The 22,637-nt window shown below is 74.4% G+C and carries 15 protein-coding genes and 1 pseudogene; 9 read left to right on the top strand and 7 right to left on the bottom strand.

The window, feature by feature from the left end; translation table 11 throughout:
- Positions 1-4 precede the first annotated feature (4 nt).
- The 5 genes from RM779_RS17310 to RM779_RS17290 all read right to left on the bottom strand — a co-directional run bounded on the left by RM779_RS17310 (position 5) and on the right by RM779_RS17290 (position 8,761).
- On the bottom strand, positions 5-1,609 hold the full coding sequence (locus RM779_RS17310; RefSeq protein ID WP_311618609.1) for a nitroreductase family protein: 1,605 nt from the start codon (positions 1,607-1,609) through the stop codon (positions 5-7).
- A 26-nt stretch (positions 1,610-1,635) separates the two neighbouring features.
- Entirely contained in the window at positions 1,636-3,561 is a 1,926-nt protein-coding gene (locus RM779_RS17305) for a TOMM precursor leader peptide-binding protein (RefSeq protein WP_311618608.1), read from the bottom strand.
- Entirely contained in the window at positions 3,548-5,707 is a 2,160-nt protein-coding gene (locus RM779_RS17300; RefSeq protein ID WP_311618607.1) for a TOMM precursor leader peptide-binding protein, read from the bottom strand. The genes RM779_RS17305 and RM779_RS17300 overlap by 14 nt, the downstream gene beginning before the upstream one ends.
- A gap of 5 nt (positions 5,708-5,712) precedes the next feature.
- Entirely contained in the window at positions 5,713-7,473 is a 1,761-nt protein-coding gene (locus RM779_RS17295; RefSeq protein WP_311618815.1) for an AfsR/SARP family transcriptional regulator, read from the bottom strand.
- Between the two features lie 202 nt (positions 7,474-7,675).
- On the bottom strand, positions 7,676-8,761 hold the full coding sequence (locus RM779_RS17290) for a Gfo/Idh/MocA family protein (protein ID WP_311618606.1): 1,086 nt from the start codon (positions 8,759-8,761) through the stop codon (positions 7,676-7,678).
- A 183-nt stretch (positions 8,762-8,944) separates the two neighbouring features.
- Between RM779_RS17290 and RM779_RS17285 the strand changes: the two genes are divergently transcribed.
- From RM779_RS17285 to RM779_RS17240, 9 genes and pseudogenes are all read left to right on the top strand, one after another.
- Positions 8,945-9,994, top strand: coding sequence for an iron-siderophore ABC transporter substrate-binding protein (locus tag RM779_RS17285; RefSeq protein ID WP_311618605.1), 1,050 nt, complete (start codon positions 8,945-8,947; stop codon positions 9,992-9,994).
- A gap of 23 nt (positions 9,995-10,017) precedes the next feature.
- The gene (locus RM779_RS17280; RefSeq protein ID WP_311618604.1) at positions 10,018-11,058 is read left to right on the top strand and encodes a FecCD family ABC transporter permease; all 1,041 of its coding nucleotides are present in this window, start codon (positions 10,018-10,020) and stop codon (positions 11,056-11,058) included.
- On the top strand, positions 11,055-12,125 hold the full coding sequence (locus tag RM779_RS17275) for a FecCD family ABC transporter permease (RefSeq protein WP_394813318.1): 1,071 nt from the start codon (positions 11,055-11,057) through the stop codon (positions 12,123-12,125). The genes RM779_RS17280 and RM779_RS17275 overlap by 4 nt, the downstream gene beginning before the upstream one ends.
- Positions 12,104-12,943, top strand: a complete 840-nt coding sequence (locus tag RM779_RS17270; RefSeq protein WP_394813317.1) for an ABC transporter ATP-binding protein — start codon at positions 12,104-12,106, stop codon at positions 12,941-12,943. Before RM779_RS17275 ends, RM779_RS17270 begins: the two co-directional genes overlap by 22 nt.
- Before the next feature lie 78 nt (positions 12,944-13,021).
- A complete protein-coding gene (locus RM779_RS17265) occupies positions 13,022-14,278 on the top strand; it encodes an MFS transporter (protein WP_311618602.1) in 1,257 nt (418 codons plus the stop codon).
- Positions 14,279-14,503: 225 nt separating this feature from the next.
- Complete coding sequence (locus RM779_RS17255) at positions 14,504-17,845, top strand: protein kinase domain-containing protein (protein ID WP_394813316.1); 3,342 nt, start codon at positions 14,504-14,506, stop codon at positions 17,843-17,845.
- Positions 17,846-17,985: 140 nt separating this feature from the next.
- Positions 17,986-18,537 carry a DUF1648 domain-containing protein gene (locus tag RM779_RS17250; protein ID WP_311618601.1) on the top strand — a complete coding sequence of 184 codons (552 nt, stop codon included), beginning with the start codon at positions 17,986-17,988 and terminating at the stop codon, positions 18,535-18,537.
- A gap of 297 nt (positions 18,538-18,834) precedes the next feature.
- A pseudogene (locus tag RM779_RS33740) lies at positions 18,835-19,209 on the top strand (ATP-binding protein); the annotation flags it as partial.
- A gap of 400 nt (positions 19,210-19,609) precedes the next feature.
- Positions 19,610-19,834, top strand: coding sequence for a helix-turn-helix domain-containing protein (locus RM779_RS17240; protein ID WP_311618599.1), 225 nt, complete (start codon positions 19,610-19,612; stop codon positions 19,832-19,834).
- Between the two features lie 66 nt (positions 19,835-19,900).
- On the opposite strand, the gene RM779_RS17235 is transcribed toward RM779_RS17240, so the two are convergent.
- Positions 19,901-20,926, bottom strand: a complete 1,026-nt coding sequence (locus RM779_RS17235) for an arabinan endo-1,5-alpha-L-arabinosidase (RefSeq protein ID WP_311618598.1) — start codon at positions 20,924-20,926, stop codon at positions 19,901-19,903.
- Positions 20,927-21,004: 78 nt separating this feature from the next.
- Positions 21,005-22,522 (bottom strand): family 43 glycosylhydrolase, encoded by a 1,518-nt coding sequence (locus RM779_RS17230; protein ID WP_311618597.1) that lies wholly within the window; start codon positions 22,520-22,522, stop codon positions 21,005-21,007.
- Positions 22,523-22,637 lie beyond the last annotated feature (115 nt).

Below are 22,637 nucleotides of genomic sequence, written 5' to 3'. Positions count from 1 at the left end.
CCGCTCAGGCGATCTCGTAGCGGAAGTCGGCGGCGGCGGGCCGTTCGTGGCCGATCATCATGATGAGCAGCGGCGCCTCGTCGGTCCCGGTCAGGGCCAGCTCCTCCCGGTAGGAGACGTTGTCGAAGCCGAGCGCCACGCCGCAGCCGAGGCCGAGCGCGGCCGACGCCGTGTAGGTCGCCTGCGCGACGGCGCCGATCAGCGCGTTCGCCAGGCGGTAGCCGCGGTCGCCGACGGCGTCGAGCACCGCGTGCGTGCGGACGGTGGGCACCAGCACGGCACCGGCCTGTTCCAGGTTGTAGTTCGCCAGGAAGTAGTTGTCCTGGAGGAAAGACCCGGGCGGCCCGTCCTGCACGCGCCGCAGGGCGCCGCCGTCCGCGGGCAGGTACTCGTACGCGCCGGGCGCCACTCCCCGCACGTGCCCGGCGAACGCGTACAGCTTCACCAGCGCGCCGGCCCCGGCCCGGTCGCCGTCCCCGCCGAGCCGCACCCCGGCCGCGGCGGCCAGGCAGGCCGCGAGCTGTTCCGCCGTCACGGGCCGCTCGGCGGCGAACCGGCCGAAGCTGCTGCGCCGCCGCCGCAGCGCGGTCCGCACGTCGGCGGACAGCGGCGCGGGCGCCGGCAGCGCCTCGGCCCGCGGCGTCGCCGGCGCGGGCAGCGCGGCGGCCGGCGCCAGCGCCCCGGGGCCTGGCCGGCGGGCCGCGTCCGCGGACGTGGCCCGCTGCATCGCGTCGAGTGCCTCGAACGACAGCACGGTGCGGGAGCGTTCGGCGTCGCGGCGGCGCACGGCCGCACCCCCCGCGCCCGGCGCGGGGGCGGGCGCCCGGGCGCCGGTCCACGGCAGCGGGACCACCGCGAAGACGCCCTCCTCCTCGACGCGTACCCCGAGCAGCGCGGCCAGCCGCTCCTCGTCGAACCACAGAGCGGGCTCGACGGCCGCGCCGAGTGCGCCGAGCCACAGCCGCCAGGTGCCCAGCAGCGCGCCCAGGTCCATGCTGACCGCGTGGAAGGAGAAGCTGTTGTACTTGAACGCGTTCTGCCAGTACTTGATGCCGAGCACCAGGTACTGGTCGGTCTCCGGGCCAGGCGCGTCCGGCCCGAGCGCCGCCCGCACCTGCGCCGTCACATCTCCGGTGAGCAGGCGGCGCATCGCGTGGTGGCGCGCCGAGTAGTAGTGCACGCCGGGCGGCGCCGGGTCGCTCGGCCCGGACACCCAGTACACGGACACCGGGTACAGGCCGCCGCCGGACGCGGTGCCGCGCGACCAGTTCGCCAGCGGATAGTGCGGCAGCGCGTCCAGGTCGGTGTTGGCCTGTACGCCGAGCCGGCGGCCCGTCAGCCCGCAGGAGTCCCGCAGCATCCCCGAGAGCAGCGCCCGGTCGAACACCGGTCCGCCGCCGGGTGCCTGCCCCGACAGGGCCAGATCCACGGTGGCCGCCGCCGGATAGGGCGCGGGCTCGGGCAGCGGCAGCAGCTCCGTTCCCGGGTAGTGCTTGGTCTTGCGCGGCCCGTCGGCCCAGTCCGGCACGAAGTCCACCGGCTCCATCGGGGTCCGGCCGCGATGGAGGATCGCGTCGGCGTATGCGTGGGCGTAGCGCGCGTACCCCATGGGCTGCTCCTTTTCGTTCGCCGCGGTCACGGGAAGGGGTGCGGGGCCGGGTTGAAGTCGGCCGGGTCCAGGTCGCGTCCGGCACGGCCCGCCTCGCGCAGCGCGGTCCGCAGCCGCGGCATGCCGAGCGCCCGCTGCCGCGCCCAGCCGAAGTCGATCGGCAGCAGCCCGGGAACGATCACACCGGCCGTCACCAGGCCCAGGTCCCGCTGTTCCGGCGTCGTCTGGTCCACGACGATCACCTCGAAGCCGGCCGCGTTCACCGCCGCCACGCACGCCGCCAGGTCCTGGCCCACGTCGTCCGACACCGGCAGCAGCGAGCCCGCGCGGAACGTGTCGTGCAGCGCGCGGCGCCGCGGCGGCGGATCGCCCGGCGCGCCGAGCAGGAACGCGGCGTGCTCGCCCATCTCGGGAATGCCGTACACCAGCGGGTGGTCGTGCAGCGCCGTCACCCGCGAGAAATCGGCGGCCATGGCGCGCAGCCGCGGCTCCTCCCGCGCGGTGCGCTCCGGCAGGTTGACGGCGTCGGTGGCGATCTCGCACAGCGCGGACGCCAGCGCCGCCTCCGGGTCCAGGCTCGCGCCCGCACCGAAGCACATCCGGCCCAGACCCCCGTCCTCGCGGACCGCGACGCCGGTGACGACCGGCACGGGGAACGTGATGCGGGTGTCGAAGAACCGCGCCCGGTAGCCGTACATCGCCAGCCGGTCCACCATCTGCCGAGTCTCGGGGCGGTCGCTGGTGTCCGGGTCGATCTCGGGCAGCGGCACCCGCCCGTACCAGGCGAGCAGGAACGCGTCCCGCTCGACGACCTCCATCAGCCCGAAGTACACCGCCTCCGCGAGGCAGCCACCGGAGGCGCAGCCGTTGGAACTCTCCTGCACGAACCGCTCCGCCAGGCCCGTCGCGTGGTAGTACGTCAGCACCTGCGGCACCAGCACGGGACGGTCCGCGCCCAGGGCGTGCCCCCACACCCACGGGATGTCCCGGTCCTCGTGGAACGGTGCCACGTGCGGATGCGCGCGGTGGAAGGCGTCCGCGTACAGGCCGCACGTGCGCGGGTCGAGTACCTCGTGACCCGCGGCCTTGAGCCCCGTGAGGCTGCCGCGCACCGCCCCGGTGCGGGCGCGCGGCCGCATCCCGGCGTGACGTTCGAGACCCTCCAGGATGCCCACCCGGACGCTGTCGCCGAAGGAGTCGGTGTGCCCGCCCCAGAACGTCTCGCGCAGGTAGTCGCCCGAGCGCAGCGAGAAGCAGCCGATGGTGGCCGACGTGGAGGTGGAGGACACGTCGTAGACCACGGACGGGCCGAGCGCCCCGCACACCGGGTTGGCGTAGGCGTCGGTCGGCAGGTCAAGGTCCGGCAGGGCGCGTACCCGGAACGTGCCGGGCCGGTGCTTGGGCGCCGGGCCGAGCACCGGCGGCTCCGGCCGCGGGGGTCCGGGTCGCGACCGGCCGCAGCGCGGGCATTCGGGGTCGGGCAGCAGCGGGTAGCGGCGCACGGTCAGCGCGGCCAGGTCCACCAGGTGCACCGCGGGCTCCGCCCGCCGCGCGGCGGCGGCCACCGCGGCGACGGTGTCGGCGGCGAACGGCGTGACGTACGGGTTCCGGCCCGAGGCCGCGGTGCCAAAACCGCGTTCGAGCGCATCGCGCAGCGCCGCGGAGCGCACCGCCTGCCAGCGGCGCTCCAGGCAGTGCGGGCACGGGCGGCCCGGCGCGCCCCCGGACGCGGCCAGCGGCCCGACGACGGCGTGCCGCCCGTAGACGCGGACCGGGACCGCGCCCGGTGTCCCGCCGTGCGCCGCGGTACTCGCGGCGAAGGCGTCGTTCGTGCCCAGCGCGGCGACATCCGCGGTCGCGGGTGCGGACGGCCAGCCGGCGAGCGTGCCCTCGATCAGGTCGGCCAGGCGGCGGCAGTCCGCCGCCACCGGACCCGCGTCAGCGTTCCGCATCGGCCGCGCCCGTGGTGAGCAGGACCCGCGCGGTGTGCAGCCCGGCCGACCGCAGATCGGCGGGCGTGTCCGCCAGGTACAGCACGTCCCGGCCGGCCGCGCGCAGCCGCCGCAGCACGGCGGGGAACGTCACCTGGGGCGGCCCCGAGGGCTCCGCGCCGACCGCGATCGCCTCCGCGGCCAGCTCGGGCAGCAGCGGGTCGCCGGTGTCCGGCGTCCCGCCCTCCTCGGCGGCCAGCTGGACCGCGCCGAGCAGGTCGCGCAGCGCGGCCACCGCGGCGGACTCCGCGTCGAGCGCGCAGGCGACGGCCCAGCGGGCCGCGGCGCCGCCCGCGGTCTCGCGGGCCAGCACCACGTGGGCGCCGGAGCGTTCGCCCTCGCCCAGGTCGAGCAGTTCGACGGAAGTGCCGAGCGTTCCGGCGGACTTCAGCAGGAAGACGGGCTCTGGCCCCTCGCCCGCGGCCACCGGCGACACCGCCGTCGTGCCGCGCACGGCCCGCAGCAGCGCGTCGTGCGCCAGCGCGGACAGCAACGCGTGCCCGGCCGCCTCGCCCGGCGTGGGCCCGGCCCCGGTGCCCCAGGCCCCGGCCAGCACCACCCGGTCCGCGTTGTGCGGGCCGAAGGGCCGCAGTGCGGCGGCGGGCACCGCGAAACGTTCCTTGGTCAGCAGCGAGGTGACCGCCGACCAGGCCGCGATCCCGGCCGCGTCCGCGCCCGTTCCGGCGCCCACCGTCAGCGCGTCGGGCAGCAGGACGGGCAGGCCGCCCGCGCCGCCGGGCAGCGTCGCGGCCGGGGCGGCGTGCTCGGCGTGGACCGCGGCGGCGGCCCGCAGCCCGCGCAGGCGGGCGCCGGCCAGGTGGTGCACGTCGAAGGCGGCGATCCGCCGCGGGCCCGAAGGCGAGGGCGTCAGCCGCACCCGCGTCACCTTCAGCGGCGTCTGCGGCAGTGACTCGTCGTCGTAGGCGGTGAACACGCCGGTGTGCGGGCGGACCAGGGCGGTGCTGATCCGGTTCAGGCCCGCCACCAGCTCCTCGGCCGCGCGGGCCGACGTAAGGGTGATGGCGGGCGTAACGGCCAGCTCGTCCGGCAGGGCGGCCGCGGGCTCACCGGCGTCCTGCCCGCACAGCCGGCACCGCGGGTGCGGATGCACCGGCTCGGCCACCACGTCCAGCGAGTCCAGGTCCTGGATCAGGGCCTGGCCCGCCGTCTCCGGCGGCAGCGCCCCGGTGGCGGCGCGGAAGATCTCGTAGCCGAGCAGGTTGCCGATCATGGCCGCCACCGGTCCGGCGAGCAGCCCGCCGGGCGGGCCCTGCACCGGCACCGCGCCGCCCGCCACCTGGCTCCACAGCTCCGCCGCCGCGGCCGCGTCGACGTTCCCGCCGAGCCGCAGCAGCGCGCACGACCAGCAGCCGGTGCTCCCCGCGGTGCTGCGCGGGCCGACGACGGCGCGGTCCCCGAACGTCCAGGCCGGGATCAGCACCCTGCCCTCCGGCAGGCCCGCCGCCAGCAGCCGGTGGGTGCGCACGGCGGCGTCCCGTCCGGTGACCACCACCACGTCGTGCTCGGGGCCCGGGTCGGCGCCGGCGGGCAGCCGGGTCAGCCGCACGGGGCAGCCCTCCGCGGCCAGCCGCGCCGCCTCCTGCTGTGCGGCCGGTGCCGTGGTCTCCGCGGCGATCTCCGCGCAGCCGTTGCGGACCAGGCTGAGCACGCACCAGCGGGCGGTCTCGCCGTCCCCGAGCACCGCGACGCGGGTGCCGCGGAAGCGGGCGAAGCGCGCCTCGGCATCGTCCGTGTAGTGGTCGACGTAGGCGATCTGCTCGGCGAAGCGGCGGGCGAGTTCCGCGGGCAGCGGGGCGCCGGAGGGCGGTGCGGCGTCCCTGGCGAAGTCCCGTTCCAGCAGCGAGGAGACGAGCTTGGCGACCATGGCGCGCTGTGGTTCGCCGATCCCGTCGCACAGCTCCGCGAGCCGCCTGCTGCCGTCCAGGCGCGGTACCAGCACGGACGCGAACCGGTAGGCGGTCCGCCCGGCCAGATGGAAGCCGCCGTCCGCGTTGTGGAAGAGAACGCCGTCCCGGGTCTGCGTGTACAGCACGTCACGCCGAATCCGCGGGCGGGTCCCGGCCAGCCGGTCGAAGTCCGTGGCCATCCCAGTCACACCTTCTCTCTCGGTCGGACGCGGCCGTGGCCGGTGCGGCGTGCGAACAGCCGCAGCAGCTCGTGCACGCGGTACGGGCCGGGCGGCCCGTCCTCCAGCAGCCCCGCGTCGGCGAGCCGTTCCAGCACGGCCTCCGCGCCCGCCCCCGCGAAACCGGGCAGCCCGGCGCAGTCGGCGGCGTGGAACGCCGGCGAGGGCAGGCGCCCGGCCGTCAGGAACGCCTCGGCCAGGTCGGGTTCGAGACGCTTCAGCGCCGAGGACAGCACCCGGCTCACGGAGAGCCCCGGGTCGTCGGGCAGCGAGAGCCGGGCCAGCGGGTCCTCGGCCAGCCAGCGCACCCCGTCCGCGAGCGGCAGCGCCGGCCGCGTCATCAGGCGCGCCGCGGCGATCATCAGCGCCAGCGGGTGGTGCCCGCAGCGCGCCGCCAGGTCGCGGGCCGCCGCCGCGTCCCCGGCCAGGCGTTCTGCGCCGAGCACCGAGGCGAGCAGCGCGTGGGACTCCCGCGCCGCGAACGGTTCGAGGCGGTGCACCCGGCCGCCGTGCGTGGCGATGAGCCCGGCCAGTTTCCTGCGGCTGGTGATCAGCACCGCACCGCCGCCCGCGAAGGCCAGCACCTCGCGCACCTGCTCCGCGTCCGCCGCGTCGTCGAGTACCAGCAGCGCACGGCCCGCGGCCGGGTCAGGACGCCGCGCGGCCAGCTCGGCGCCGACCTCGGCCGCGGGGCGCGGCGCGCCGTCGGTGCCGGTCAGGCGCGCCAGCAGCGCGCCGCCGGGGAAGCGGTCCCCGAGCAGGTGGGCCACGTGCTGGGCCAGCGCGGTCTTGCCGATGCCCGGCGCTCCGCAGATCAGCTCCCGCACCGGCTCCTGCCGGGCCGCGTCGCGGCCGAGCCGTTCCGCCAGCACCGCCAACTCCCGCGCGCGGCCGGTGAACCACGGCACCGGCGGCAGCGCGGGCGCGGGCTTGGGCCGTGCCGCGGCGGGCGCGGCGGCGCGGGCGCCGGGAGGTTCGGCGGGTGTGCCGAGGGATTCGCCGCGCAGCATGGCCAGTTCGAGCGCCCGCAGCGCGGCCGAGGGGCCGATGCCCAGCTCCTCGTCCAGATACTGCTGGTAACGCCGGTACTCGGCGAGCGCCTCGGTCTGCCGGCCGGACCGGTACAGGGCCTCGATCAGCTGCTCGCGGAAGCGGCCGTGGTCGGGGTGGGCGCGGGTGAGGCCCCACAGTTCGACGAGGGCCTGACCGAAGTGCCCCAGCGCGAGCTGGAGATCGCAGCCGCGTTCCACGGCGCGCAGCCGTTCCTCGACCAGCCGCGGCACCTCGTCGCGGTGGATCGCCGCCGAGCGGACATTGGTCAGCGGGGCCCCCTGCCACAGCGACAACGCGACCCGCAGCATGGCGAGTTCGGATTCGGGCTCGGTGGCGCCCGCGGCCTGGGTGACGGAGGTGCGGAAGTCCACCAGGTCCAGCGAACGGGCGTCCGCGAGGATGCGGTAGCCGCCCGGCACGGCCTCGATGGGGGTGTCGAGCACCCCGTGCTTGGTGAACAGGCGCCGCAGCCGCAGGACACAGGTCTGGAGCGCGGCCCGCGCGGTGGCCGGCTGTTCGTCGCCCCAGACCATCCGTTGCAGGTAGTCGGCCGAGACGAGGGTGCCGGAGTGGATCAGCAGGGCGGCCAGCAGGTTCGCGGGCTTGGAGGGCTGGAGGACGACGGTGTCGGAGCCGTCGCTCATGCCGAGTGGCCCGAGCAGTTGGAAGCGCATGCCCACCTCCCGCTCCACCGCGTCATCCTGCGGTCCCCCTCGGCGTCCGTCCGGCTGCGGCCCGACGCTACTCGCGTAGCGCGGGGGCGGGGAGGGCCGCGGGCGTCAGCTTGATGCAGCACCGCGGGTCAACTTGCTGCCAGATCCGGCACTTTCCGCGTTCCGCCCGCCCGCGCCCCTTCGCCGGGCCGGCCTGCCGCCGTCAGCCGGCCCAGGGCTCGCGGGCCGTGGTCACCGGCTGCCCGGTGCGCGCGGACTCGGTGATGGCCAGGCCGATCAGGTGGTCCTGGCAGCCCTCCGCCAGCGGGTAGGGCTCGGGGCCCTCGCCGCGGACCCAGGCCCCGGTGCGGCACAGCAGGTCGACGACGGCCAGGTCGTCCTCGGAGAAGCCGGCGCCCACATAGGAGTTGCGGTACACCACGCGCCCGTCGAACGCGATGTGGTGCAGCTCGCGGCCCTCCAGATTGAGGTCCGTGCCGGTCTGCCGCCTGACCAGCGGGGAGGCGACGGGAGTACGCGGATCGGCCATCCGCACCACCGTGTCGTCGACGATCTCGCCCAGCGAGCCGCGGACGACCATGCGCCGGGCGCGCAGCGGGTTCCACCACTGGTTGTCGGTGAAGTCGTACAGGCCGGTGCGCCCGCCGAAGTCCAGCAGGGCGAGGGTGGTCGCGGCGTCCTTCGGCGTCAGGTCGCCGGACCAGCCGTCCTTGGTCAGCGGATCGGCCAGCGGCGCGGTGAACGAACGCGCGGTCACCGTGGCGGGCTCGAAGCCGATGCCGAGCAGGTGCCGTATCAGGGACACGGCGTGGTACAGGTGGGTCGAGGACAGCTGAACGGACGTCACCTCGCCGATCACGCCCTCGCCCGCCACGGCGCGCCGCGCCGCGTGCCCGGGCATCAGCGGGTACTGCTCGGCGACCTGCACCAGGCCGGACCCGCCGGTCTCCCGCCACACCTCGCGCAGTCCGGCGAGGCCGGCGGCCGGCGGCGTCTCCGCGAGCACGGGGACGCCGAGCGCGACGAGGCGGGCGGTCACCGGGGCGGTCTGCGACCAGGGAACGCTGGGGATGACGAACTCGGGCGCGGGGGAGGCGGCGGTCAGCTCCTCGACGGTGCGGAAGGCGGGCACCCCCCAGCCGGCCTCCACCTCGGCGCCGCGTGCGGCGGAGCGCGTCACCACTCCGGTCACCGCGAGCCGGCCGGGCAGGGCGCGGGCCAGCCGCACGAAGAACTCCGAACGCCATCCGCTGCCCACGATGCCGAACCGTACGGGGTCTGCACTCATTCCGGTCGCTCCTCGCGCTCGTCCGCCGGCCGTGGGGCCGGGACGTGCCCCGCGGCACCGGCAGCGTACCGGCCGTTCCGCGGGCGGACATTTGAAAGAGCAGCCCAAGTGAGCTTAGGCTAACCTAAGCTCGCGCGACCCGCGCCGCCGCTGCGCAGTCACCGGAAAACATAAGGGATATCCATGCCGTCCAGCTCGACCCGCATACGACGTCAGGCGCTCGCCCTCTCGGCCGCCGCCACCGCGCTGGCCCTCGTCCTGAGCGGCTGCTCGGGCGACGAGGAGGAGGACACCTCGTCCGAGGGGCCGGCGGAGAGCGGCGGCGCGTTCCCCGTGACCCTCGACAGCGCGCTCGGCGAGGCAGAGATCACCGAGCAGCCCGAGCGCGTCGTCACTCTCGGGCAGGGCTCGGCCGAGACCGCGATCGCCCTCGGCCACACCCCGGTCGGCATCGAGAGCTACGAGTGGGGGAGCGACGACACCGGCTACCTGCCGTGGATTCACGAGGCCGTGACGGAGGCGGGCGACGAACTGCCCACCCAGTTCACCGGGGGTGAGGACATCGACTTCGACACCATCCTCGAACTCGAACCGGACGTGATCCTCGCGCCCTGGTCCGGTATCACCCAGGACCAGTTCGACATCCTCTCGGACATCGCGCCCACCGTGGCCTACCCCGATCTGGCCTGGAGCACCAACTGGGACGAGCAGATCGAGCTGATCGCCACCGCCCTGGGCAAGGCCGAGCAGGGCACCGAGCTGATCAGCGGCATCGAGCAGCAGCTGGCCGACGCCGCGGCCACCCGCCCCGAGTACCAGGACGTCAGCTTCTCGTACATCTACACCTCGGGCCCCGGCACGCTCGGCGTCTTCCTCCCCGAGGAGCAGCGGGTCGAGATGGTCAGCTCCCTCGGCCTCACCGTCGACCCGGTCGTCGACACCTTCGAGGAGACCGAGGGCACCGACTCCGCGCTCATCGGCCTGGAGAACGCGGACCAGCTCGCCGAGAGCGACCTGGTCTTCACCTTCTACACCGACGAGGAGACCCGCGCGGAGATCGAGGACCAGCCGCTGTACGGCGCGATCCCCGCCATCGAGCGCGGCTCCGTCGTCGCCAGCGACGACAACTCCTTCGTCACCGCCTCCTCCATCATCAATCCGCTGACCGTGCCCTGGGTGATCGACCGCTACCTGCCGCAGATCGACGAGGCGCTCACCGCCCTCGACGGCTGATCCCCGAAGACCTGCCGGGTTCCATGGCCACCACAGAACGCGCCCGGCCAGGCGGCACCGAGGACACACGGTCCGCCGGTGCCGCCCGGCTCGTGTACGCCCTGATCGCCGGACTCGTCCTGCTGGCGCTCGCCGTCCTGGCGAGCATCATGTTCGGCAGCAGGGCCACGTCCTTCGCGGAAGTCCTCGACGTGTGGGGCGGCTCCGCCGACCCCTACGTCACGACCGTCGTCGAGAGCCGCTACCCGAGAACGGCCCTCGGCGTGCTCGCCGGCGTCTGCCTCGCCATCGCGGGCACCCTCATGCAGGGCATCGCCCGCAACCCGCTCGCCGACCCCGGGCTGCTCGGCATCAACGCGGGCGCCGCCGCCGCGGTCGTCACCGGCACCGCGTTCCTCGGCGCCTCCGGCCAGTCGGGCACCGTCTGGTGGGCGCTGCCGGGGGCGATGCTCGTCGGGTTCCTCGTCTACGCCATCGGATCGGCGGGCGCCGGAGCGGGTCTGGTCCGGCTCGTGCTCGCGGGCGCCGTCGTCACCGCCGTGCTGACGGCCTACATCCAGGCCGTGACCCTCAGCCAGCCCGACGTCTTCGACAGCTACCGCTACTGGGTGGTGGGCGCCCTCGGCGGCCGGGACTTCGACGTGCTGCGGTCCGTCCTGCCGTTCGCCGTCACCGGCCTGGTCCTCGCCCTGCTGCTCGCGCCCGGCCTCAACACCCTCGCGCTGGGCGACGAGTCCGCCTCCTCGCTCGGCGCCAGCCCGACCGCGCTGCGGGCCGGCGGGCTCGTCGCGGCCACGCTGCTGAGCGCCTCCGCCACCGCGGCCGTCGGCCCCATCGCCTTCGTCGGCCTGGCCGTGCCCCATATCGTCAGAGCGTTCGCCGGCGTCGACTTCCGGGCGCAGATCGCGTTCTCCGCCGTCGTCGGACCGGCGCTGCTCCTGTTCGCCGACGTCCTCGGCCGGGTCGTCATGCGCCCGCAGGAGCTGATGGTCGGCGTCGTCACCGCCTTCGTCGGCGGGCCCGTGCTGCTGTACGCCGTGCGCCGGATGAAGGAGGGCGTGTGACCGCGACCCCCACCTCGCACGTTCCCCGCGACGCGGCGCCGCCGCGCCTGCTCACCGCCGGGCGCGCGCTGGCCCTCCCGGTCAACGTGCGGGCCCTCGTCATCGGGCTGCTGACGCTGCTGCTGCTCCTGGCGGCGGCCGTCGCCACCCTCTCCATGGGGCGGCTCGGCATCCCGCTCGCCGATGTCGCGGGCGCGGTGTTCGGCGGGGCGGACGGCAAGGAGGAGTTCGTCCTCGAACGCCTCCGCGGCCCGCGGCTCGTCGTCGGCATCGCCACCGGGGCGGCGCTCGGCCTGTCCGGTGCGCTGTTCCAGTCGGTGACGCGCAACCCGCTGGGCAGCCCCGACGTCATCGGGCTCGGCGCGGGCGCCGGGGCCGGCGCGGCCGTGGCGGCCCTGATGCTGCCTGGCACCCTGCCGGTGCCCGTGGGCGCCGTCGCGGGCGCGGGCCTGGCCATGGCCCTGGTGTACGTGTCCACGGGCACCGGCTTCCGCAGCCCCGGCCGCCTCATCGTCGCGGGCATCGGCGTCGCCACCATGGCGACCGCCTTCACCCAGTACGTCGTCTACGCCGTGGAACGGGACCGCGCGACCGCCCTGACCGCCTACCTCAACGGCAGCCTCGCCGCCAGGTCCTGGGACGACGCCACCACCATCTGGGTCGTGCTGCTGGTCGTGGCCCCGCTCGCCGCGCTGCTGGCGGGCCGCCTCCACATCGCGGAGATGGGCGACGAACTGGCCGCGGCCCTGGGCGCGGAGCCCCAGCGCACCCGCGCCCTGGCGGTGGTGCTGTCGATCGTGCTGTCCGCCGGCGCCGTCAGCGTGGCGGGGCCCGTCGCGTTCATCGCCCTCACCGCACCGCAGATCGCCCGGCGCCTGACCGGCGGTTCGGGCGCACACCTCACCCTGTCGGCGCTGATCGGCGCGCTGCTGCTGGTGCTCGCCGACCTCGCCGCACAGCAGCTGCCCTTCTCCGACAATCTCCCCGTCGGCATCTACACCATGGCCCTCGGCGGCATCTATCTCGGTTACCTGCTGACGCGCGAATGGCGAAAGGGAAGACTGTGAGCACCGAAGCCCCGCCGCCCGGAACCGGCCTGGCCGCACGGGACGTCACCCTCTCCTACGGCGGCGACCCCGTCGTGCGCGACCTCAGTCTCGACATCCCGCCCGGCGAACTCACCATGATCATCGGGCCGAACGGCTGCGGCAAGTCCACCCTCGTCAAGGCGTTCGCGCGGGTCCTGAAGCCGGCCGGCGGGCAGATCCTGCTGGACGGCACCGATATCCACGCGCTGCGCGGCAGGCAGGTCGCCCGGCAGCTCGCCCTGCTGCCGCAGAGCCCCATCGCCCCGGAGGGCATCACCGTGCGCGGCCTCGTCCGGCGTGGCCGCTACCCGCACCACACACTGCTGCGCCAGTGGTCGCCCGACGACGACACCGCCATCGCCCTGGCCCTGGAGCGCACCGGTCTCGCGGGTCTCGCCGACGCCCAGGCGGCGCAGCTCTCCGGCGGCCAGCGCCAGCGGGCGTGGATCGCGATGGTGCTCGCCCAGCAGACAGGACTGCTCCTCCTCGACGAGCCGACCACGTTCCTCGACATCGCCCACCAGTACGAACTGCTGGAGCTGTGCGGCGAGTTGCACCGCGAGGGCAGGACGGTCGTCGCCGTGCTCCACGACCTCAACCAGGCGGCGCGCTTCGCCACCCACCTGGTCGTGATGAACGCGGGGCGCGTCGTCGCGCAGGGCCCGCCCTCCGAGGTCATGACCCCGCAGCTGGTGCGGGAAGTCTTCGGCCTCGCCTGCGACATCGTCCCCGATCCCAGGACCCTGACCCCCATGGTCGTGCCCCACGCCCGCCACCCGGCCCCCACGGCTCGGTGAACGCGTAGTCTGTGCGGTGTCAGCCGCCGTCGTGCGCGATGGCGGGCAGTTGGGAGTCCGGCTCCCGGGTGGGTGGGCATGCTCGAAAGGCATGTCGCCATGCAGGGCTACGTTGACGTCCTGAGGACTCCCGGCCTGCGCGTCCCGCTGCTTGCCACCGTGATCGGTGCGCTCCCCCTGGGCATGCTGGGTCTGAGCCTGTTGCTGTACGCGCACGAGCGGACTGGTTCGCTCGCCGTCGGCGGGCTGGCAACGGCCGCGTTCGGCCTGGGGAACGCCGTCGGCCTGAGCGCTCAGGGGCGGCTGATCGACCGTTACGGACAGCCGAAGGTCGTGGCGGCAGCGGGGCTGGCCTGCGCGATCCTGGGCATCTTCCTGGTCACCGCCGCGCCGCTGGTGGACTGGCGGGGTTTCGTCGTCGTGGCCGGCGCCGGGATGGGGGCCGGCATTCCCGCGACGACCGGCAGTATGCGGGTGTTGCTGGCCGAGCTGGTCAGGGAAGGCGAAGCCAGGACGGCCGGATACGCGCTGCTGGCGGTGCTCTTCCAACTGGCGGTGCTGACCGGGCCGTTGCTGACGTCGCTGCTGCTGGTGGCGGCGGGGCCCGAGGAGGCCGTGCTGGCGGGCGGGTTCCTGGCCTGCGGCGCGGCGTTGCTCTTCGCCGGCACGCGAGCGTCGCGGACGTGGCGGCCTCTGCGCGGCTCCGTCAGCCGGGGTGGAGCCCGCACGGGCAAGGGCCTCGCCGTGCTGCTGTTGCTCATGGCGGGCGCGGGCGTCTCGGCCGGTGCCGTCGCCGTCGCGGTGCCGGCCGCCGCCCTCTCCCTGGGCAGCGCTGCCGACAGCGGAATGCTCATCGCGACATCCTCGGCCGGCCAGATCATCGCGGGACTGGCCTTCGGAGCGGTCTCATGGCGCTGGTCACATGCTCGGCTCATGCTCGTGGCCCTGGCGGGTTCCGCCCTGGCGGTCGGTCTGGCGGCGTGGGCCGCGAACAGCCTCGCGCTGCTGTTCCCCGCGCTGTTCCTGGTGGGCCTGTGCGGTGGCCCGTCGGCGATCGCCTCCTCGGCGCTGCTGGACACGCTGGCCCCCCGGTCGGCGCTCACCAGGGCCTACACCCTGATGGTCAGTGTCTGGCTATTGGGCGACGCGGTGGGCAACGCGGTGAGCGGAGTCGTGGCGGGGAGCCTGGGGCATCGGCCGACGCTCGCGCTCGGGGCCTGCTGGCTCGCCGCCCTCTTCGTCGTGGGAACACTGCTTCGCCGTGCCCTCGATCCCGGCCCCGGGCCGGCGGCTTCCGGCCGTTCGGAAGAGCGGGGGCCGGCCCGGGCGGGGTGAGACCCATCGGCCGGCCCCCCGCCCAGCACCTTGCGCCGCGGGGAATTCACCGTGTGCGCCTTCGCGGCTTTTCGCGGTCGGCGGCGTTTTCCCGTGAAGTCATTTTGTTCGAGATAAGGGCTCCTTTTCGATATTCCGCGGAGGTGCAGACGGTCTTTACGGCGCCGGTAAGGTGTTCCTTGAAGGCCGGGACACGCAGCCGGCACCGGTGCTGTTGGGGGGTGCATGGCCGAGTCCGGACCATCTGCGGCTGGACGGCTGGGCGGGTATGCGCTGGAACGGCGCCTCGGCGCCGGCGGGATGGGGGTCGTTCATCTGGCGCGCAGCGCCACGGGGCGCCGCGTCGCCCTCAAGGTGATCCGGCCCGAATATGCGGAGGACGCGGAATTCCGGGACCGTTTCCGGCGCGAAGTCGCGGCCGTGCGCATGGTGAGCGGCGCGTTCACCGCCTCCGTCGTCGACGCCGACACCGAGGGCAGCCCGCCATGGCTGGCGACCCAGTACGTGCCCGGCGACTCCCTGGCGGAACGGGTGCGCAGGGACGGCCCGTTACCCCTACCGGAGGCCGTGCGGCTGGCCGCGCAGCTCGCGGAGGCGCTGAGCGACATCCACCGGCAGGGCATCGTGCACCGCGACCTCAAACCGGCCAACATCCTCCTCGCCGACGACGGCATCCGCGTCATCGACTTCGGCATCTCCCGCCCCGTCGGCGCCGGCCGCCACCTCACGCGCACCGGCAGCGTGATGGGCACGCCCGCGTTCATGGCCCCGGAGCAGCTCGACGGGCCGCACCATGTCGGGCCCGCCACCGACGTGTTCGCCCTCGGATCGGTCCTCGCCTTCGCGTTCCTCGGCCGCAGCCCCTTCGAGGACCGCGATGCCGCGGGCGCCGAGCCGATCGCCGCCGCCTACGCCGTCGTGCACCGCGAGCCGGACGTCCACGCCGTGCCCGAGGCGCTGCGCCCGCTGGTCGTGGCCTGCCTGGCCAAGGACCCGCGCCACCGGCCCGCCCTGCCCGAGGTGCTGCGCAGCGCCGTCGCGGCCGGCGCGGGCCGCGTGCCCGAGCCGCGCCGCACCGGCGAACGGCGCGCCGCCACCCGCGCGTTCCCGCTGCCGCGCCGCTCCCCGCCCGCCACGGAGCCGGGCCTCGCGGCCCTCGCCGACCAGCTCGCGGTCGCCGTGCGGCGTCAGTGGGAGACCGAGGCCGGCGTGCGGGGGCTCAACGATCCGCGGCCGCTCACCGTGGCCTGGCGGCCCGCGCCCGAGCGGCTCGTCGAGGAGTGGGACTGGCTGCGGCGGCTGGCCGACGACTGGGACCCCGGCTTCGGGGCCGCGGACTCCGGCTGTGCCTCGGGTCCTGACGACCTCGCGGGCAGCGGCGGGCAGATCCTCCAGGTCTTCGGGGAACGGGTGCCCACCCGCCGTCTCGTCGTCCTGGGCGCGCCGGGCTCGGGCAAGACGATGCTGCTGGTCCGGCTGCTGCTCGACCTGATCGAGCACCGCCACCGGGGCGGCGCCGTGCCGGTGCTGTTCACCCTCTCCTCCTGGGACCCGGCCGAACTCGACCTGGAATCCTGGCTGACCCACCGGCTGACGCAGGACTTCAAGGAGCTGGCCGCGACCGGCGGCGCCGCCCTCGGCGGCATCAGCCGCGCGCGGGCCCTGCTCATGCACCGGCTGGTGCTGCCCATGCTGGACGGATTCGACGAGCTGCCCGCCCAGGCCAGGGGCGCGGCCCTCGACCAGATCAACCGCGCGGTGCCGCAGGGCCAGGGCGTCATCCTCTCCAGCAGGACCAGGGAGTACGGCGAGGCCGTCCGGCCCGCCGCCGGGCTGCCGCACAAGCTCGTCGGCGCGGCCGGCATCGAGCTGCTGCCCCTCGACCCGCAGGAGATCTCCGCCTACCTGCTGCGGGACGCCGGGGGAACGGGCACGCCGACCGCGGCCCGCTGGGACCCCGTGGTGCACAGCCTGAAACAGGGCGGCCCGGTCGCCGAAGCCCTGAGCACACCCTTGATGATCTTCCTCGCCAGGACCATCTACAACCCCAGAACGGGCGAGCCGCTCGATGCCGCCCGCTCCCCGGCCGAGCTGCTCGAAAACCCGGCCCTGAGCAGCCGCGCGGCCGTGGAGGCCCACCTCTTCGAGGCGTTCGTCCCCGCCGCCTACCGCAGACACCCCGCGGCGCCCTCCCACTGGTCCGCGGCCGAGGCGGGCCGCACCCTGCGCTGGCTCGCCCGGCACGCGGAGCGCGTGCGCGCCGGGGCCACCGACCTGGCCTGGTGGCAGTTGCGCCGGGCCGTTCCGCGCTGGCTCCTGCCCGTGCTGCTCGGCGTGCTGGCCGGCGCCCTTGAGACCGCGGTGACCTGGCTGACCATGCAGGTCAGCGCGTACGGCCCGTTCTGGGGCGACCAGTACGGCGACGGGGGACTGACGTGGTCGCAGGCGTCCCTCGACGGGCTCTTCGCGGGGCTCGTCGGCGGGGTCACCGGCCGGATAGGGGGCGGCCTGATCGGCGCCTCGATCGGCTCGGCGGGCGTCGTGATCGGCCACGGCGACCCGCTCGGCGCCTGGACCTGGCAGGTTCTCACCGCCGGTCTGGTCTACGGGTTCGTCGGCGGCCTCGGCGGCGAGCTGACCGCGGGTCTCGCGGCCCGGCGGGCCGGCGGGGAACGGCCCAGGGCAGCCGCGCGCCGCCCGTGGAGCCGCGGCGCGGCCCTGCTCGGCGCCGGGATCGGGGGCTGTTACGGCTGCGCGCAGGGCATGCCGGCCATGGCGGTCGGTCTGGCCTGCGTCTTCGCGCTCATCGGCGGCCTGGCCGTGGGACACGGGCCCGGCCCCGAGGAGGTGCCGCCGGCGGCGGACCTGCGGTGGTCCTGGGACTGGGCCGGGCTGTGGATCGGGCTCGGCGGCGGCCTCGCCGTCACTCTCCCGACCTGGCTGATCGGCTTCAGCGAGTACGGGATCTCGCACGGTCTCGCCGCGGACGTCGCGGGCGTGACCCTCTCCAGTCACTTCGGCACCATTCACGCCACCGGCGCCCTCACCGCCAACTGCCTGGGCTGCGCCATCATGTACGGCATCAGGGGCGCGACGGCCGACCTGACCCTCGCCCCCGCCCCCGCGGCGCTCCTGGCCCGCGACCGGCGCACGTTCCGCCGGCTCGGCTGCGTGACCGCCGGGGTCATCGGCCTGGCCCTCGGCCTCGTCTTCTGGTGCTCCAACTCCATCCGCCTGGCCCCCGCCACGACGGGCGAGGTGCGCTGGCAGGACCTCGGACTGGCCCCGACGCTGCCCGGGTTGGTCGGCGGCCTCTTCACCGGGGCCCTGCTGGGTGCCGTCGTCGGGCTGGCCGTCGCCTGGCAGCAGACGGCCTGCGGGCCGTTCACCATCACCCGCATCCACCTCGCGCTGTGCCACCGGCTGCCCCGCAGGCTGATGGCGTTCCTCGCGGACGCACACGAACACCGCGGCGTGCTGCGGCAGTCCGGCGCGGTGTACCAGCTGCGGCACATCGAGCTGCAACGGCATCTCGCCGCGGACGCCCACGGCCGCCCCGACCCCTGAGACCCGCCCCGACCCCTGAGACCCGCCCCGACCCCTGAGACCGCCCCGACCCCTGAGACCGGCCCGGCCCACGCCGCCCCCCGGGGTGGGCCTTAGGCTCGGTGGCGGACGACCGCAGGACGAGGAGGACGGAGCAGGACGTGGCCGCCCCACCCGGAAGCCGGCGCAGAAGGCCGCCGTGGGCCTGGCTGGTCCCGAGCCTGCTGCTGCTCGCCGCCATGACCGCCTGGGGCGCGGTGCGCTACCCCGACCTGCCCGACCGGCTGCCCCGGCACATCGGCCCGGGCGGCGTCGACGCCTGGACGGACAAGACCGTCCTGAGCGCCTTCGTCCCCGTCTACCTGTATGCCGGGGTCACCTTGCTCCTGGCCGCCTGCGCCGCGTGGGCCGCCCGCAGCACCCCGCTGGACGAGATGCCCGAGCCCGCCGACCCCTGGGCCAGGGCCGCCGCGGTCTCCCACAACCGCCCCGCCACCGCGGCCTCCGCCCGCCGCACCGCCAAGAGCCTGCTGCTGTTCAACGCCGGCCTCGGGGTCGCCCTGCTGCCGCTGTGCGGACTCCAGTGGCGCACGACCCAGACGGCCGACGTGCCCGCCTGGCCGCTGCCCGTCACGGTACTGCTCCTGCTGCTGTCCGCGGCACCGCTCGGAGTGGCCTGGCGGCGGGACGCCGCCGAGAAAAAGGCGGCCTGAAACCAGGTATCCCGGCCACCATTGCAAGTGCCGCTTCAACGGCACTTCAGAACGCCGAATCCGCGCAAGGGCGCGATGGCCGCCCCGTTCAATAGGCGCGGTGCGCCGTTCGGCACGCAGCCGCCGGTCCGGCCCTTAAGCCGCGCCAAACCCCTCACCCGCACAACGCTGTGCGCTGGTACGTTGCCAACGCAGGCAGCGACAACACCCTTTGTGCGGCCGCGTCCATCAAAGACCAACGACGAGGACATCCACTTTCCGGCCGACTCGGGCCGTGCGAGAGGGGTGAAGTGACCCATGATTCGGCGGCATGAAATCCGGCGGCTGACCGGTCTTTTCACACAGGTGCAAACGGAACGGACCGGCCGGGTCGTGCTGGTGAGCGGTCCCGTCGCCAGCGGCAGGACCACCGTCGTCACCGCCCTCGCCGATCACGCCGGGGCCGCGGGCGGCCACGTCGTCGGCGTCAACGCCTGCGAGGCGGAGCGTGATGTGCGCGCCGGCCTCCTGGAACAGCTGCACCGCCTGCCGCCGCACCCCGACCTGCGGGCGCCGGAGGCGCACGACAGTGCCCCCCGCGCCCTGTTCGACGCGCTGGCCCGCGCCACGGCGGAGGGCGCGGTCCTGCTGTACGTCGACGACGTGCACCTGGCGGACGAGGGCTCGGCCCGGACCCTGGCCTACCTGGCGCACCGCCTGAAGGAACTGCCCGTGCTGCTTGTGCTCACCAGTGCCGTCGACGCGGTCCACCGCATGACGCACCTGGTCGGCACGATCGAACGCTTCCCCCACTACCGGCGCGTCTCGCTCGAACTGCTGCGGCCTGGCCGGCACCCTGAGTCCGGAACACCGCAGGAAGCCGCTGGAGGACGCCGTCCGGCTCCTGAGCCGGTCGCGCCACGCCTTCGAATACGCCGGCGCGCTGCTCGCCCTGGCCCGCCACTGCCACGCGACCGGCGAGTGCGCGCGCGCCGAACGCCTGCTGGGCCTGGCCGGACGGCTCGCCGGGGACCTGGGCACCCGTCCGCTGCGGGAGCGGATCGACGCGTTCGCCGGGGAGGCGGGGTTCGTCGTGGCGGGGGGCGGCGGCGAACGGGAGCACGGGCCCGCGCTGAGCGGTGCGGAGCGGCGGGTCGCCGTGCTGGTCCGGGAGGGCTGCACGAACCGGGAGATCTCCGAACGGCTGTTCATCACGCAGAGCACGGTCGGCCAGCACCTGACCAGGATCTACCGCAAGATGCAGGTCAACCGCAGGGCCGACCTCGTCCGCCGCCTCCAGCTGGTGCCGGCCGAGTAGCGCGGTCGGCCGTTGCGGCGGGGCAGCCCCCGCCGCAACGGCCGCGCCGCACCGCCGCCGGTCCGGTCAGTGCACGTAGGGCCAGCCCTCGGCGTCCCAGCCCAGCCAGTTGATGCCCAGCAGGGACCTGCCGTCGTCCGCGTAGTAGTGGTAGGCGAGGATGTCGTTGTCGGAGTCGGCGAAGACGTCCTGGTGCCCGGGCCCGTTGATGCTGCCGTGCCCGGCCAGGACCTCGGTGCCGCCGCCCGCGTTCATCGCCACGCCGTTCCTGTCGTAGTACGGCCCGGTGACGCTCGTCGCCCGGCCGACCATCACCCGGTAGGTGCTGTCCGCGCCCCGGCAGCACAGGTCGAACGACACGAAGAGGTAGTAGTAGTCCCCGCGTTTGAAGACGGTCGGCGCCTCGATGGCGCCGCCGCCCCGCCCGGCGATGGCGTGCATGCTCCCGCCGGCGCGCTTGCCGGTGGACGGGTCGATCTCCACCATCTTGAGCCCCGACCAGAACGAGCCGAACGACAGCCACCAGCGGCCGTCGTCGTCCACCACGAGGTCGGGATCGATCGCGTTGAAGTCGTCCGACGACTGCGATTCGACCACCAGGCCCCGGTCCGTCCACGTACCCGAATCGCCGCTCGGGCTGGTCGCCAGGAAGATCGCCGAGTGGTTCGAGCCGAAGCTCGACGCCGAGTAGTACAGGTAGTACTGGCCGTTCTGGTAAGTGAGGTGCGGCGCCCAGAGGTTGCGGCTGCCACCGGTGTACTCCGTCGTCCAGGGCGCCCCGTTGGGGAAGACGCTCCCGGCGTTCCGGAACGCGGTGCGGTCCGTCGACGTCTTCAGGGCGATGTTGTCACCCGTGTGTGCCACCAGGTAGTCGCCCGACGGCCGTTTGACGAACGTCGGGTCGTGCACGCCGATGTCCCCGGTGACCGCCCCGGGGTTGGGGTAGGCCGCCGCCTGCACCTCGGCCGCCGCGCTGGGCAGCCCGGTCGCGCCGGCCAGCGACGTCATCGCCAGGGCGCCCGCGGTCAGCAGGCCGCCCAGCAGCCGCCGCCGGGACGGCCGCGCTCCCGCGCGCCTTCGGTCCTTGCTCATATGCTCTCCTTTTGCCTTCTTGGTGTACGTGCTGTTACCGCTTTCTCATGGCGCGTTCCGCCGCGAAAGTGCGGCCGGTCACTCGCCGGACGGGGCCGGGAGTTCCACGCCGGTCGGCACCGGGGTGCCGAAGTCGGGGGTGCCGTCGTCGTTCCAGGTGAACCGCTGGGCGCGGGTGGACCTGTTCATGTCGCAACCGCCGCCGGCCGAATCGTTGGCGTGGTAGACGATCCAGTCCTCGGTGCCGTCGGGCGAGGTGAAGAACCCGTTGTGGCCGGGCGCGAACACCCCGGCGGCGTCGTCCCGTTCGAACACGGGGTCGGGGTGCTTCGTCCAGTGGTCCCGGTTCAGCGGATCGCTGCCGGTCAGCGTGAGCAGGCCGAGCTTGTAGTCCGGGCCCCAGCAGGCGCTCGCCGAGTAGACGATCATGATCCGGCCGTCGTGGTAGAGCGCCTCCGCACCCTCGTTCACCGCGCCCGACTGCTGCTCCCAGGGCAGCGTGGGGGAGCTGATGGTCCGCCGCTGGCCGCCGAGCGTCCAGGGGTTGCTCAGCGGGGTGATCGACAGGCTCTGCGTGCCGTCGTGAATGCTGCCCAGCAGGTACAGCTCGCCGTCGACCGTCAGGATGCTGGGGTCGAGCTGCCAGTCGTTCCCCAGATCGGCCTTGAAGTGGTACGGGCCCATCGGGTCCGTACCCTCGCTCTCCAGAACGTGCAGCCGCTGCGTGGGATTGAAGTCGGGAACGTTCTGCCCCGCCACGTAGTACAGGTACCAGCGCGGTCCGTTGGGCCCGTCGAGGAGGTGGAACTCCGGCGCCCACATGTTGCAGCAGCCGTTCGGCATGCCCGACAGGTCGAACAGCACGGTATCCTGCGCGCTCGCCAGCCCGCTCAGCGTCTCGGAGCGGCGCATCGTGATCGTGGAGTTCCACGTGGTCGTCGCCAGGTAGTAGTACCCGTCGTGGTACTGGAGCCAGGGGTCGGGCCCGTTGCGCTTGATCGGGTTGGTGAACGTGCCGGCCGTTCCCCCGCCGAGTTCGATCATCTGCCACTGCTGGTTGGCGCCGTCCAGGTCCGGCCACTGGACGACCCGGCCGCCGTCCTCGGTGGAGAAGTCGAGCACGTCCAGGGCCTTGCCGCTGTTGCGGTTGATCAGCCGCACGGCGCCGCCCGCGGACTCCTCCAGCCTGAACTGCTGGCTGGCGCGGCCCTCGTCGGCCCACTGCACGATGGCGGCGCCGTCGGCGGTGGAGGAGTCGAGTACGTCGAGGTACTTGCCGCTGTGCCGGGAGCGCACCTGGTAGTAGCCGTCACCCGCGTCGACGAACTGCCACTGCTGCCAGGCCCCGTCGTTGCGGGTCCACTGCACGATCTCCGCCCCGTCGTGGGTCGCGAGGTCGTACACGTCGAGTGCCTTGCCGCTGTTCCGGTTGACCAGCACGTACCAGGCGTCGGTGTCGACGGCGGGTGCCGCCGCCGCCTGCTGCGGCACGACGGCGGTACCGCCGCACAGCAGCAGGGCGAGCACCGCGAGCAGCAGTCCCGCGCGCCGGTGCCGTCGGCGCTCACGGGGGAGCGCCAGGGAAGTGGGGGGCATGAGAAACCTCCTTGTAACGTTTCAGGCCGAGCGCCGCGCGAGGCGGTTGGGAGCGCTCCCAGTGACGTGCGTGCGACAGCTCCCGCGCGGCCGGGCGGGTACAGGGGTCAGACCG

The organism is Streptomyces johnsoniae, from assembly GCF_031845565.1.
GTDB lineage: Bacteria > Actinomycetota > Actinomycetes > Streptomycetales > Streptomycetaceae > Streptomyces > Streptomyces johnsoniae.
Note: the sequence above shows the minus strand (reverse complement) of the source record. Positions and strands in the feature narration are given on the sequence as shown.

Coding starts and splice junctions, on each gene's coding strand:
- RM779_RS17305 (WP_311618608.1), bottom strand. CDS start 3,561: ATGCGGAACGCTGACGCGGGTCCGGTGGCGGCGGACTGCCGCCGCCTG.
- RM779_RS17280 (WP_311618604.1), top strand. CDS start 10,018: ATGGCCACCACAGAACGCGCCCGGCCAGGCGGCACCGAGGACACACGG.
- RM779_RS17230 (WP_311618597.1), bottom strand. CDS start 22,522: ATGCCCCCCACTTCCCTGGCGCTCCCCCGTGAGCGCCGACGGCACCGG.
- RM779_RS17310 (WP_311618609.1), bottom strand. CDS start 1,609: ATGGGGTACGCGCGCTACGCCCACGCATACGCCGACGCGATCCTCCAT.
- RM779_RS17295 (WP_311618815.1), bottom strand. CDS start 7,473: ATGCGCTTCCAACTGCTCGGGCCACTCGGCATGAGCGACGGCTCCGAC.
- RM779_RS17235 (WP_311618598.1), bottom strand. CDS start 20,926: ATGAGCAAGGACCGAAGGCGCGCGGGAGCGCGGCCGTCCCGGCGGCGG.
- RM779_RS17300 (WP_311618607.1), bottom strand. CDS start 5,707: ATGGCCACGGACTTCGACCGGCTGGCCGGGACCCGCCCGCGGATTCGG.
- RM779_RS17255 (WP_394813316.1), top strand. CDS start 14,504: ATGGCCGAGTCCGGACCATCTGCGGCTGGACGGCTGGGCGGGTATGCG.
- RM779_RS17270 (WP_394813317.1), top strand. CDS start 12,104: ATGGCGAAAGGGAAGACTGTGAGCACCGAAGCCCCGCCGCCCGGAACC.
- RM779_RS17290 (WP_311618606.1), bottom strand. CDS start 8,761: ATGAGTGCAGACCCCGTACGGTTCGGCATCGTGGGCAGCGGATGGCGT.
- RM779_RS17285 (WP_311618605.1), top strand. CDS start 8,945: ATGCCGTCCAGCTCGACCCGCATACGACGTCAGGCGCTCGCCCTCTCG.
- RM779_RS17265 (WP_311618602.1), top strand. CDS start 13,022: ATGCTCGAAAGGCATGTCGCCATGCAGGGCTACGTTGACGTCCTGAGG.